The organism is Desulfosarcina sp., from assembly GCF_041551955.1.
Lineage (GTDB): Bacteria > Desulfobacterota > Desulfobacteria > Desulfobacterales > Desulfosarcinaceae > Desulfosarcina.
Map to the genome: position 1 here is coordinate 1 of NZ_JBFELV010000119.1, position 12422 is coordinate 12422.

15 protein-coding genes and 1 pseudogene are annotated in these 12422 nt (G+C 57.9%); 4 read left to right on the top strand and 12 right to left on the bottom strand.

Features of this window, described 5'->3' with window-relative positions; translation table 11 throughout:
* The coding region (locus ABYV26_RS11055; protein ID WP_372680959.1) for an N-acetyltransferase family protein at window positions 1-296 on the top strand (296 nt) is incomplete at its 5' end.
* Between the two features lie 187 nt (window positions 297-483).
* On the opposite strand, the gene ABYV26_RS11060 is transcribed toward ABYV26_RS11055, so the two are convergent.
* From ABYV26_RS11060 to ABYV26_RS11080, 5 genes are all read right to left on the bottom strand, one after another.
* The gene (locus ABYV26_RS11060; protein WP_372680961.1) at window positions 484-1071 is read right to left on the bottom strand and encodes an LPP20 family lipoprotein; all 588 of its coding nucleotides are present in this window, start codon (window positions 1069-1071) and stop codon (window positions 484-486) included.
* A 218-nt stretch (window positions 1072-1289) separates the two neighbouring features.
* The gene (locus ABYV26_RS11065; RefSeq protein ID WP_372680963.1) at window positions 1290-2291 is read right to left on the bottom strand and encodes a hypothetical protein; all 1002 of its coding nucleotides are present in this window, start codon (window positions 2289-2291) and stop codon (window positions 1290-1292) included.
* A gap of 39 nt (window positions 2292-2330) precedes the next feature.
* Window positions 2331-3671 (bottom strand): COG3014 family protein, encoded by a 1341-nt coding sequence (locus tag ABYV26_RS11070; protein WP_372680965.1) that lies wholly within the window; start codon window positions 3669-3671, stop codon window positions 2331-2333.
* Between the two features lie 14 nt (window positions 3672-3685).
* A complete protein-coding gene (locus tag ABYV26_RS11075; protein ID WP_372680967.1) occupies window positions 3686-4297 on the bottom strand; it encodes a penicillin-binding protein activator LpoB in 612 nt (203 codons plus the stop codon).
* Window positions 4298-4409: 112 nt separating this feature from the next.
* Entirely contained in the window at window positions 4410-5474 is a 1065-nt protein-coding gene (locus ABYV26_RS11080; RefSeq protein ID WP_372680969.1) for a TIGR00730 family Rossman fold protein, read from the bottom strand.
* Window positions 5475-5680: 206 nt separating this feature from the next.
* Between ABYV26_RS11080 and ABYV26_RS11085 the strand changes: the two genes are divergently transcribed.
* On the top strand, window positions 5681-6043 hold the full coding sequence (locus ABYV26_RS11085) for an STAS/SEC14 domain-containing protein (RefSeq protein ID WP_372680971.1): 363 nt from the start codon (window positions 5681-5683) through the stop codon (window positions 6041-6043).
* Between the two features lie 330 nt (window positions 6044-6373).
* Entirely contained in the window at window positions 6374-7615 is a 1242-nt protein-coding gene (locus tag ABYV26_RS11090) for an alpha/beta fold hydrolase (protein WP_372680973.1), read from the top strand.
* Between the two features lie 16 nt (window positions 7616-7631).
* On the opposite strand, the gene ABYV26_RS11095 is transcribed toward ABYV26_RS11090, so the two are convergent.
* The 4 genes from ABYV26_RS11095 to ABYV26_RS11110 form a co-directional block, all read right to left on the bottom strand.
* Complete coding sequence (locus ABYV26_RS11095; RefSeq protein WP_372680974.1) at window positions 7632-7928, bottom strand: antibiotic biosynthesis monooxygenase; 297 nt, start codon at window positions 7926-7928, stop codon at window positions 7632-7634.
* Window positions 7929-8226: 298 nt separating this feature from the next.
* Window positions 8227-9225 (bottom strand): YhdH/YhfP family quinone oxidoreductase, encoded by a 999-nt coding sequence (locus tag ABYV26_RS11100; protein ID WP_372680976.1) that lies wholly within the window; start codon window positions 9223-9225, stop codon window positions 8227-8229.
* A gap of 36 nt (window positions 9226-9261) precedes the next feature.
* Window positions 9262-10068, bottom strand: a complete 807-nt coding sequence (locus tag ABYV26_RS11105) for an FRG domain-containing protein (protein WP_372680978.1) — start codon at window positions 10066-10068, stop codon at window positions 9262-9264.
* The gene (locus ABYV26_RS11110) at window positions 10065-10940 is read right to left on the bottom strand and encodes a pirin family protein (RefSeq protein ID WP_372680979.1); all 876 of its coding nucleotides are present in this window, start codon (window positions 10938-10940) and stop codon (window positions 10065-10067) included. Before ABYV26_RS11110 ends, ABYV26_RS11105 begins: the two co-directional genes overlap by 4 nt.
* Before the next feature lie 228 nt (window positions 10941-11168).
* Here ABYV26_RS11110 and ABYV26_RS11115 point away from each other — a divergent pair, with 228 nt between their 5' ends.
* Window positions 11169-11306 carry a hypothetical protein gene (locus ABYV26_RS11115; RefSeq protein WP_372680981.1) on the top strand — a complete coding sequence of 46 codons (138 nt, stop codon included), beginning with the start codon at window positions 11169-11171 and terminating at the stop codon, window positions 11304-11306.
* A 79-nt stretch (window positions 11307-11385) separates the two neighbouring features.
* Here the strand turns inward: ABYV26_RS11115 and ABYV26_RS11120 are convergent, their stop codons facing one another.
* From ABYV26_RS11120 to ABYV26_RS11130, 3 genes and pseudogenes are all read right to left on the bottom strand, one after another.
* Window positions 11386-11745 carry a NifB/NifX family molybdenum-iron cluster-binding protein gene (locus tag ABYV26_RS11120; RefSeq protein ID WP_372680983.1) on the bottom strand — a complete coding sequence of 120 codons (360 nt, stop codon included), beginning with the start codon at window positions 11743-11745 and terminating at the stop codon, window positions 11386-11388.
* Between the two features lie 21 nt (window positions 11746-11766).
* Window positions 11767-12147 carry a NifB/NifX family molybdenum-iron cluster-binding protein gene (locus tag ABYV26_RS11125; RefSeq protein WP_372680985.1) on the bottom strand — a complete coding sequence of 127 codons (381 nt, stop codon included), beginning with the start codon at window positions 12145-12147 and terminating at the stop codon, window positions 11767-11769.
* Window positions 12148-12189: 42 nt separating this feature from the next.
* Window positions 12190-12422: pseudogene (locus ABYV26_RS11130) on the bottom strand ((4Fe-4S)-binding protein); the annotation flags it as partial.

The following is a 12422-nucleotide window of genomic DNA, read 5'->3' on the forward strand; positions in this document are numbered from 1 at the left end:
CCTTCTCCGATTTCAGGCTCGCGCTCTGGTATACCCTGAAGCTGCCTGCCGGATGGTCCTATCTGGTTTATATCTTCGTCCATCCGCAATTTTCCGGACGCGGCATCGGTTCGATCCTGCTGGGGTCCCTGATGGCGGCTGTTCGCGATCGGGGTGGCAGCCATATGATTGCGGGCATGTACAGCAACTGGCACGCCTCCATCCGCATGCATACCAAACTTGGGTTTCGAATCCAACGGCGCCTGAGCCAGTGCAGGTGGCTCAATATCTTACCCACGCCGCCAAAGGCGGTATGAAATTACAGGCGGCGTTTCATGCAATGAATCTGGGAATAGGCCGGCCCGCAGCCTTCGGCCGCCCGGACGAATGCATCCCGGTCAAGGTGGTCCCCGGATGCGATTTCAATATTTTAGCGTCCAAGGAAAGTATGGCTGTGCGATGGCGAGGGTTCAGAACCCGTCTGCCACCTGGCATGGGGCGGGTCTACTTTCCCTCACCGAAAGCCTTTAGAATCTCCTCGTCCAACTCCTCGTTGCCATTTTTTGCTTTAAATTCCTGCCATTTGGCGCTGTCCTGCTGATAACCGGAAATCACCTGTCGGCGGACGCTCTCCTTAACCGCCACGGTTTCCAGAACAGCCAGCACATAGATATCTTCACTGGGAGAAATCCATGTGTCCTTTTCCCGGGAACCGGACAACGTCTCATCGGTGACCAGTTTGGACACCTGCTTGGAAAAGGCATCCATGGTCTGGTCGTCGCCGATGCCCGTCTGCTGAGCAAAAGTGTTCACCAGTCCGCGGACCTTGACTGACACTTGCCGGGCCAGTTCGCTGCGGGCGTTGGCCAGCGCCTCGGTGCGGGCAAACTGGATGCCGCCCTTGCCGATGCGGGCCGATCCCACCGCCGAAAATTGTTCGTCGCCGTATTGGGCCAACACCCAATCCGGGGCATACTCGTACTCTTTTTCGAAGCGTTCGTTGTCGATCTTTTTCACCTTCTTGCCGCAGCCAGCCAGAACCAGCATCAGGACCAGGGATAGCATGGTCAGGACGATCAGTGTTCGTTTCATGATGCCTCCTGCAAATTAGGTTTGATTTCGGTTGTCACCACTGTTGAACCGGTGGTCATTCGGCCGCCACAACCAAGGGTTTGCACAAACATAATTTCGCCGTTGGTTAGTGCTGAAGCGCCCGTCTGGCAAGGCGCGAGAACCTGAGGAATATTGATTATATTCCGAATGTTTCGCAACACCGCCAGGCGGAATGCAACGGCCCGAAAAATCTGAAATTATTTTTGTGCGAGACCTAACGTACTCAAGGTACGCACAAGCTGGTGCGCGACCTGTTCCGCCACGCCCTCCACGGCCCGGCGGGCCGCTTCGCCTTCATTCACGTGGCCTTTTCTCACGCTTTCATCGAATGTGGCAATCTGCACGTCGGTGTCCATGTCCACCAGTTGAACGTCGGCCATGGCTCGGATGAATCGTACATCCGGATTGCCCAGGTCCAGGGGCTGTACACGGATGGTACCGGTGATCAGACCGGCGGCCTCATCCCGGTATGGGGTCAGCGTATAGCCATCACCGGAGAGCAGGGCATTGAGCCGCCGGGTGAAAGGCGGCGCCGGATTGCCGTCCAATTGAACATACAAGGAGACGTCGCGGGCCATCCGTTCGCGCTGGACGATAATGTCGGAGCGATCGTCCAGGCCGGGCGTCACCGGGCGCCCCAGAACGGAGAGCCGGCTTTCGATGGCCGCCTGGCGGACCATCAGTGCCGTGATGCGGTTCAGGGCCGCCAGCCGAGATAGTCGTCCCTTGACCCCGGCGAGGGCTTCCACCTGACCGTCAATGGCCATATGGGTCTCTGCCAACTCCCGCTGCCACCGGCCCACCGCCTGCCGGCGGTCCAGCACGGCAAGAGCTCGGAACCCGCCGGCGGCATCATCCGGTTCGACCCGGCCGATGCGGGCGCCTTCCAACTGAACGTCGGTATGAATGCGAACGGTCTGTTCCACCTGACGGTCAAACTGTTCCGGCAAGCCCTCCCCGATCCACGAGGTGGCCTGCTGGACGGTCCGGGCATAGACCTGGGACTCGAAGATAGCGGCCAACTCGGCCATGGCCGCCCGTTTGGCCTCCCCTTCCGTGGCCCCGGTGGCCTCGGCAGTCAGGAACCGGTCGGGGGGAAATCGGTCGGCAGCCGGCATTTCCTCGGCAGGTTTCGACCCCGCACAAGCGGCGGCCATGAGCACAACCAGGGTGAGGACCATCCAATGCAGTCGTTTCATCGGTTTTCTCCATGGGCGGCCGCGGTCACCACTGCGCCGCTATTTTATAGTCTCAATGCCTGCCGAAACCGGGTAGCGAAGGTCGCGGAACAGGTATCGCGTGGTTCCCGGTTCCACCGACAGGGTCTCGAAATCGGCCCAGATTCCGCCGCAGGCCTGAAGCTCAACCGCGTACACACCGGCGGGAACATGCATCCGGGTCATATAAATCCGGCCGGGCAGGGTCCGCCAACTGCGCGTGTCCGCCCGTTCCACCACCAGAATATTGACCAGGTTTAGAATGGCCTCGATGGTGCGCTGATCGTTGCGGCTGTCGCTGGATCGGGCGATATTGTGTATAGCCACCTGTTTGGCCACGGCTCTGGCGATGGCCTTGGCCAGGATTCGTCCTTTGCGGTCCTCGAGATTCTTGACGGCGATACGATTGATGTCTTCCACCAGAACCAGATCCGACTCAAAAAAGTGGTCACCGCCATATAGATTCAGGCGACCCTGACTGCAGCGGGGCGGCGTGACCACCATTCGAGGAAAGGCCACGCCGACAGGGCCATGGCGGGTCGGGATCACCACCATGTCCTGAACCTTCCGGGGCGCATAGCCGGTAAATGTGATAAACACCACGCTGCCCGTGTCCGGTGTTCCGTCGAACCGGCGCGGCGGGTCGATGGGGTCGGCGGAAACCAGGCCCTGGATATCCGCCATACGATCAGCGGCCGATGCCGCCCGCACCAGGTCAGCCAGCAGCATGTCCGGCAGGGCCGTGCCGTATGAGCGATAGTCCTCCCGGTAGACCTCAACGGCCCGGCGGTAATCGATGAAGGCGTCGTCCCAGGCGCCGTCCGCTTCGTGGAGGATGCCGCTCAGGTAGCGGGCAAACGCGTCCGCCCGGTAAACATTCTTCTTCTCGTATTTATCGTTGAAAACCGCCAGCAGCGTGTCCAACCGCCGGGCTTCCACCAGGGCGTCTTCAGGCTGGCCGGCCTGCAGGTAGCCGATGGCGGACATCAGGTGAATCATCACCCGTTCGAAATCCTCGCCGGCGTATGCCAGAACGCTGTCGTTGGTGACCAAGGACAGCGCATTACGGGATATACTCTCAGTCCACAATCGCTCGGCAAGGTCCTCGGCACTGCGAAAGTTCGATTGGGCCGCATCGAGGTTTCCGCACTGCATATGTACCATGGCCGCATCCAGAAGATAGATCAGCCGCTGGTTGCTGCCGTATGCACCACCGCTCTCGTCGACCAGGGCGATGGCCGCCGGGCAGTCACCACTTGCCAGATTCTGATCCAGCCGGGAAAAAACATTGCCGCCCGTGCAGCCGGAGGCGATCAGACAGATCATGATGATGGGCAGCAGATAGAGCATGCGGACCTGCACAGATGATCTCCGAATCAAAAACCGAAACGGCTGCGTTTGACCAGCTTCTTGATTTTTTTCTCGCCGATCCACGCCTTGCGCTGGCTCTGGATGTCGATCAATTCCAAGTTGACTTGGTAATACTTGACCTCCTTGCCTTCGACCCGGTCGGAGATGGTGTTGATGGACCCCTGAAGCATGAAATCGGCACCGAGTTCTTCGCCCTCGGCTTTGGCCGTGGATTCGGAGGCGTTGGCCGCCTGGTCCTTTCTTTCCTCACGGACCTCTCCGCGCTGAGCGCTGTTGGCGACAAATTCCACTTCGCCTGCATTGATCAAGGCGCGTTCCAGATCCTTGACAAACGTCTGGGTGTTGATGTGTTCGTCACTGCGGTTGCGCACCGACCCCACGATCACCACCGGGTCCTTGCCCGTGCCGGCCCGGTAGCGGTCGATCCATGGTCGGGAAAGGACGTCGCCGATCATCTCTTCGGACACCAGTCGGGAATCCGTGTCGTTCCAGCGGCCGCTCAGATCCACCGCTTCCTCAACGTCCATTCGGTCCACCTTGACAGACGCGCAGCCGGCCAGAAACAAGCCCGCCACGAGGACTATCCGCATTGTTTTCCACTGGGTGTTTTCGAACATGCCTGAATTGCTCCTCTTGCGATAATTTTGACCGGTCCGGGCCTCGGCCATCAGTATACATCGGTCCGTGAACACATGGAACAAAAATCCTCGGTTAACCCGGCACGCCGTCTCAACAATCGTTGATAGCATCCACCAACTGCCGCAACCGCCCGAAATCCCGCTTGTTGAAATCCACCACCAAGCGGGGAAGGTGGGCCAGTTCCGGCTCGTTGATTTCATCGTCGAGGGGGCCGGACAGACGCATATCCCCCCGGTGGACTAAAATGCCCGCAAAGACTTTTTTAAGCGCGTCCACATCCTTCTGATTCAACGGCGCGGACATGCGGATAACCAACTGGTCGTCTACGTAACGCAGGCTGTGATATCGCGAGTAGAAATGACGGATCCGGGCCACAGCATCCACAGGACGGGTCACTCGTTCAATCAGGCCGAAGTCGTCATGTGAGATGTACCCGTGGCCGGAAAGTTCGTTGTCAAGGAAACTGAACAGATGCTCCCAATAGGTTCCGGATGGTTCGTCAATGCAAAACAAGGGCAGCGGATAGAGTTTGCCGGTCTGCAGCAGGGTGATGGACTCCATGGCCTCGTCCAGGGTGCCAAACCCGCCGGGGAACAGGACCACCGCGTCGGCTTCTTTCAGGAAGGCCACTTTACGGTTGAAAAAGTATTTGTAGGTGATGTGGCGGGGATTGCCCACCAACACAGGGTTGGGTTTCTGTTCGAAGGGCAGCCGTATATTGACGCCGAAGGAGTGTTCCGGGCCGGCCCCTTCATTAGTGGCCTGCATGATCCCGGGTCCGCCGCCGGTGATCACCATGAATCCCGCTTCGGCCAGGTTCTTCCCCAGATCCGTTGCCATTTGATACAAGGGTGAATCGGGTCGGGTCCTGGCCGAGCCGAACACCGTCACCTTGCGCACCTTACGATAGGGACTGAAGACCTTGGCGGTGAAACGCATCTCCTTCATGGATGAGTTCATCAGCTTCAGATCGGCGCGACCGCCGTTTTCTTGCCCGGCCTTCAGGCCGGCCAGGATGATTTCACGTACAATATCCGGGTGGGCAACATCGCCCACCTGCGCCATCAGCCGGTCGATGGCATCATCCACCGGGCCGTTGGTGCGTGTGAAATGAAGTTCCACGGGGTTCGAAAAGCCTTCTTTGCTATCCGGCATCAAATGGATTCCTTTGCTGGGGTTAAATCGCTTCTGAATGCCCACTGACTGTAAAACGACTATTGTAAACGTTTTTTCAGGATTCGCAAGCATCGGGTTCCCTGTCACCGCCGGCTACCCGCCATCGGACAGAAAACGGAGATAGATGTTTCAACACCGTGAATGGTGATTATAATGGGATAAAAACGAAACATGGGAGTCTCGACATGCAGCTTTCAGCGTTTACCGGTGCGGGAAACCTACTAACCCTCGACGTCCGGTCGGAGATCAGCGCGGCCCGTTTCAAGGCAATCTGCCGGGATATGGACCAGGCGGTGGCCGAACTGGGCCGGGTTCGCCTGGTGCTGGTGATGCGGCACTATCCATCATTCAACAGTGCCGAAGATTTCTACGATGACCTGCGATTCCTGCGGATTTACGATCACGCCATCGACAAGGTGGCCGTCGTGTGCGACCGGTTCTGGAAGGACACCTGGGTGGGAATTTTCAGTCTCTTCAGTGGCATTCGCATGGATTTTTTTGAAATGACGCAAGTCGACGAAGTGACCCGATGGATCCAAAACAAATAGCATAATAATCCTGAAATCCTTGTTTCTTCTGCAGGCTAACAAAAAACAATCGCCAAAAATCCAAATGACAACTAAATCGCAATTATCAAATTCAAAATTTCAAACCCTATGGTAATGAAAAAAGAACACACCAATCTTCAATATTGGTGGAATCAAAAAGACCACCAGCGGTTAGCATTGACCCTATTTTGAGATTTGGATACTGTATTTTGGATTTTATTTGGGATTGGTTTTTTGTGTTTTGTTATTTTCCTAAGATTTGACGCTTGCAATGGATTTTTCCCATTTTAAATTGGCGCCCCCCCCTGAACCCACCAGATTGGAGAAGAAATGAACTTCAAGACGCTCAGTTTTAAGAATGCCCACGGCGAGATGCTTTCCGGAAGGCTGGATCTGCCGCTGGGAGCAGTGCCGGACGCCTATGCAATCTTTGCCCACTGCTTTACCTGCAGCAAACACACCAAGGCCGTGGCGGCCGTCAGCCATGCCTTGTCACGCAAGGGAATTGCCGTTCTCCGTTTCGACTTTACCGGCCTGGGTGACAGTGAAGGCGACTTTTCAGATACGACGTTCTCCAGCAACGTGGCCGACCTGATTAGCGCCGCCGGATATCTGAATGCGCATTACGCAGCACCAAAAATTCTCATCGGTCACTCCTTCGGCGGCACGGCCTGCCTCAAGGCGGCCGGCCATCTCCCCGGTGTAAAGGCGGTGGCTACCATCGGATCCCCGTTCGACCCGGCGCATGTTCAGCACCTGCTGGGAGACGCCCGTGAAGCAATCGAAAAAAGCGGTGAGGCATCGGTGACACTGGCCGGTCGGCCGTTTCGAATCAAGCGCCAGTTTCTGGAGGATCTGGATACTGCGGAGATGATAGAGGTGCTGCCGAAGCTCAATAGGGCTCTTCTGGTCCTTCACTCGCCGGTGGATGAGGTGGTGGGCATCAACAACGCAGCACAGATCTACAAGACGGCAAGGCACCCCAAGAGCTTCATCTCGCTGGACACCGCCGATCACATGCTGGGTCAGCCGGCGGATGCCGAGTATGCGGGCAGTGTCATTGCCGAATGGGCCGCCAGGTATATCGATGCTCGGGAGAGGACATCCAACCGGCCCCCGGCGGGTGAGCACCACGTGGTCACCCGCATCGGCAGGTCTCGCTACCGGACCGAAATCACGGCCGGAGGCCATCGCTTGGTTGCCGATGAGCCGGCCGATGTGGGGGGAACGGATACCGGACCGGCGCCATACGATCTGTTGACGGCGGGCCTTGGTGCCTGCACAGCCATTACCCTGCGCATGTATGCGGACCGCAAAGCCTGGCCATTGGAAGCCGTCACGGTTTCACTGGTGCACCGCAAAGTCGATGCGGCGGCGTGCCGCGACTGCGAGACCCGCACAGGCACGATCGATCGTATCGAACGAATAATCGATATGACCGGGCCCCTCGAGACGGATCAGCGGCAGCGACTGATGGAAATTGCCGGTCGCTGCCCGGTGCATCGCACGCTTCACGGCGAAATTGACGTGGTCACCACGGAAAAATCACCGGCGGGCGATAAGGACACCTGATCATCGGAGACGCCAATCATCCCCGCAAGCCATAGTGAAACATCTCGTAGTGGGTCTTGCCGCCGAGCAGCGCATCCATCTTCTCCTGGATCGCCTGTCTCTCCTTGCTCAACAGCCATTTTTCCCAGTCCGATGCAGATTCCCAGGTGCTGATGACCAGGAACACGTCGGGGCGGTCGTTGCTTTTCATGGTTTCGCCGGAGATGTAGCCGGGCTGGGCCGTGGCCAGCGAACGCATCTCCCTGAACAGCTGAAGCATTTGCCTGCCCTTGTCTCCGGGAACCGTACGGGTGATTAGAACTTTGACACTCATGGGAGCCTCCTTTTTCCTGTGGGGGTGAAGACGCCTGCAACCGTTCGTTGTGGATTGGTGATAACGGACTGTCCGGCAATTGAAAGGCAGACGCCGCTAAAAGCGAACGACGGTAAGATATGTCGGCTGCCGGATGAATCGGTGATCTGCTTCATTAAACAACGATATCAGTAGATTGTCAAACGGATATCCTTGATTATACCTTTAAAAATAAGGTCTTGATAGATCTTTTCCAAGGTCAACCGCCGAACCGCCGTCGATGGTGTCTGGCTGGATTGAAAAAGTCAGCGCAGGCATTTCATTCACCCAGGTTGACCACTACCCGGCCCTTTTGCATGCCTTTGAGGATCAGGTCGATGTTTTCGTTCAGTCCGTTCAGGCCGGTCTCCGTGCACAAATCGTGGAGGCCCTCGACCTTCCAGTCACCGGCCAGGTGCTGCCACACCTTGAGCCGGATGTCCATGGGGCAGTTCTGCGAGTCGATGCCGATCAACCGGACACCGCGCAAGATGAAGGGAAAGACGGTCAGCGGCAGGTCCGGTGAGGCCACGTTGCCGCAACAGGTGACGGTGCCCCAGGGATGCGTGGACTTGATGGCCGTGGCCAGGATCTCCCCGCCCACCGTGTCCAGCACACCGGCCCACTGGGCCTTGAGCAGCGGCCGGCCGCTGGTGTCGGCGGCATCGGTCCGGGCAACGATCTGCGAGGCGCCGATGCCCTTGAGAAATGCCGCCTCGGCCGTTTTGCCGGTGACGGCCGCCACGGTATACCCCAGTTGGGCCAGTACGGCCACGGAGACACTGCCCACCCCACCGGTGGCGCCGGTGACCAGCACCGGGCCGTCTTCGGGTTTGACCTGCTCGGTGAGAAAAAGAATACCCATGCCGGCGGTGAAACCGGCCGTGCCGAAGATCATGCTCTCTTTGAGGGTGAGGCCTTCGGGCAGCGGCACCACCCAGCCTGCCGGCACCCGCACGTATTGGCCGAATCCGCCCGAGGTGTTCATGCCCAGGTCGTAGCCGGTCACCAGCACCTTGTCCCCCTTTTTGAACGCATCGACACGGCTGTCGACAACCGTGCCTGCCGCGTCGATGCCCGGCGTGTGGGGGTAGTTGCGTGTGACCCCTTTATTACCGATGGCCGACAGCGCGTCCTTGTAATTCAGGGATGAGTAGTTCACATGGATGAGCACATCCCCGTTGGGCAGATCGTCGACGATTCTCTTTTTAATCTGTCTGACAAAGGTTTTGTCTTTACCGGCTTCCACGACAAGGGCGTTGAATGTTTCGGATGTCATCGCACATTTCTCCTTTGGGTATACGTTTAATTACCGTTAGGTCCGGGGGGTATACTGCCGCTTGAGCCACAATGCCAGGCCGTCCAGTCCCGGAAACAGGGTGCGTTCGGTAATGTTGGCCTGGTCGAGCTTGTCACGGATCTCCCACTTGAGTTCCCGGGGGATAATGATCCGGCCGCAAATATCCGGATGTTTCTCCAGCCACAGATCCAGCTGTGCGGTTGGGCTGGACATGACCGAGAAAAAAGCGAATTGGTTGACAATTCGGGCATCGATGGACGGCGGTTCGAAAAACAGCACCAACTCCTCACCTAAGGCGTCGAAGCCCTTGATGTCGCCCAACGCGTGTTCAAGCATCTCCAGGGTGAAGGCATTGGCCCCGACGTTGACCAGTTCGTCGGACAGGGGGCGGGGCAGCATCTTGTTGATCTTGACGTAATCGGCAAACCAGATGGCGCCGTCGCAGTCGAAGTGGTCCGTGTCCGCGGTAGCGAAATGAGCCGCCACAAACGGGGAATAGGTCCAGTCCAGCAGCCGGGTGGGCAGCCCGTGGTGCTGGGCCACGGTCAGCCAACGCCAGTTCGAGGCGTTTTCGCCGGTCCAGGGCATCTCGGCATATTTGCTGAAATTGCGCAGCAGGTGGTACTCCAAGTGCGAGTGAACGCCGCATCGCCGCGTGAAACTGGTCTTCAGGTCATAGGCCGTGTCTGAAAGCCCCCGAAAGGCATAGTTGGAGCGGTACCGCAACAGCGAGTCCTGCCAGGAGTTGTCGTAGAGGCGCTCGCACAGTTCGCACCAGGTTTCCACCCGGACATCATTGCTTCGTTCGGATGCGTCGGTCATGGCGGACTCCCCGCCGCATGCCTGATAAACGACCCGTCCCGATATTCCCGAAACGCCAGGTCCAGCTCCGCCCGGGTGTTCATGACGATGGGCCCCTGCCAGGCCACCGGCTCCCCGATAGGTTTGCCGGAGATCAGCAGAAACCGGAAACCCTCGTCGGCAGTGGCCGCGGCGACCCGGTCGCCGTCTTCAAAGGCCACGAGGGCGCCGTTTTCCAGAACGGGATCGTCAACGGTCTCGGAAAAAGCGCCTCCACCCGCCACAACATAAGCAAAGACCGTGTACCCCGGAGTGACGGAATGGCTGAAACGGGCGTGCGCCGGCATGGACACGTCCAGGTACTGGGGATCGATGACGATATCGCTTACCGGACCGTTCACATCGCCCACCCGGCCGCACACCACCTTGACGCGGACCCCGCCATCCAAAAAGACCTCGGGAATCTGACGGGACGAAATCTCCTGATAGCGCGGTGCCATCATCTTGTGAGAGGCTGGAAGGTTGGCCCAGAGTTGAAATCCCCCCATTTTTCCCGTGACATCCCCCTGGGGCATTTCCTGATGAACGATGCCGCTGCCGGCAGTCATCCACTGCACGTCCCCCGGGCCGATGGTTCCCGCGTTGCCCATACTGTCACCGTGCGTCATCGAACCGTCAAGCATGTAGGTGATGGTCTCCATGCCTCGGTGAGGATGCCAGGGAAAACCCTTGAGGTAGTGATCGGGGCGCGAAGAACGAAAATCGTCCAGCAGTAAAAACGGATCGAACCCGGGCGCCTCGTTGTGACCGAATGCCCGCTTGAGGTGAACGCCGGCACCCTCGATCACCGACTGGCTTTGGGTTGTTGGTAGGGTTTTTCTAAGGACACCCATAAGAGCACCTCTCCTTTGGCCTAGAGCACTTAAAATAGTCCAAAGAAGCGCTGCCGTCAAATGATTGTCTTTCGGTATTGGAAAGTGGGGGTGGGGGAAATTACCTCGGATTGGTGGCCGGTGCGACGGCGCGTTCTGCAAAAGAAACGTTGGTGTGTTCTTGGGTATTTAATAGGGGCCAACCCGCTGCGGCATGCATGCCGCAGCGGTCAATCATGGATGTGCAGCATGAAATCACATCTCGCTCCGCATGGGCCATGGGTCGTCATGAAGACTCGGCCGCATTCACTTGAGCGGTTCACGGTGTGCATTGCCGGCATCGAAACGCTCCAAAAGATGGCGGCCGCCGCTTACCCCAATCGATAACCGCTTATTTACCGGCGGCACGAGTCTATGTCATACCGATGCGACCCGCGCCGCCGGAGGATTATTGCGGCGGCGGGAACTACCAATGCCCCTCGGCATTGGGTTTGGAAACCAATTTGACTTTCCCGTCTGCAAACGCTTCAACCGCTTCACGAACCGTACCGCTCACGTCACCGCCGACCTTTACCCGCGCGGCATCAAGGGCTTTGAATGCATTGGGACCGCAATACCCGGTGAGCAGCACCTCGGCTTTTTTGTCACAGATCATGGTGGCGGCCTGAATACCGGCACCTTTGAAAGCGTTGACGTTCTCGGTATTGTCCAGCACCTCGACATCCAACGTGTCAGCGTCGACAATCAGGATATAGGCTGCCCGGCCAAAACGGGGATCCATGGGCGACTCTAAATCCTTTCCCGTGGATGTAACGGCAATTTTCATCGATTTTCCTCCCTCTGAAGCTTAATGTCCGCCCCCCCCACAAACCTGATCATCGGCAATCATGGTCAGGCGCCCGGCAATCAAATCTTCCACCACCGGACGGATATCCTGCCGCTGATCGTCGTGGTATACATCGATGCCTGCCTGACGGAATCCCATGAGCGGGCGCATGCCGATGCCGCCTACGATCAGGGCATTGACCTGATTTTGTGCCAGCAGGTTCACCGGCACCATGCAGCCGCCCTGAACGTGTTCCTGGTTGGCGATGGTGGAAATCTTTTCGATGGTTCCGTCTTTCACGTCCACCAGGGTAAACGTGTCACAATGGCCAAAATGTCCCGCCCGTTTGCCGTCAAGACCTCCTTCTTGCATCGAAGGGATGGCGATTCTTCCTTTTTCCATGATTCGGTCTGCTCCTTTTCTTTTTTTATAAGGTACTGTCAATTATTTGGCCGTCATGGCCGGTGTATGCATGATATTTTCCCACACCTGCCGCAGGTCAGCACCCGCCGCCCCGGCGCCGTCGAATTCCAGCAGCGTCTTGCCCTGCACCATGGCCCGGGTAAACGCCTGATCGAAGGGGACCCGACCGACCACCGGCAAGCCCCCCTCACGGGCCATTCGTTCGATGGTGGCGCTGTTGTCCGGGTTCAGATCGAACTTATTGATGCACACCA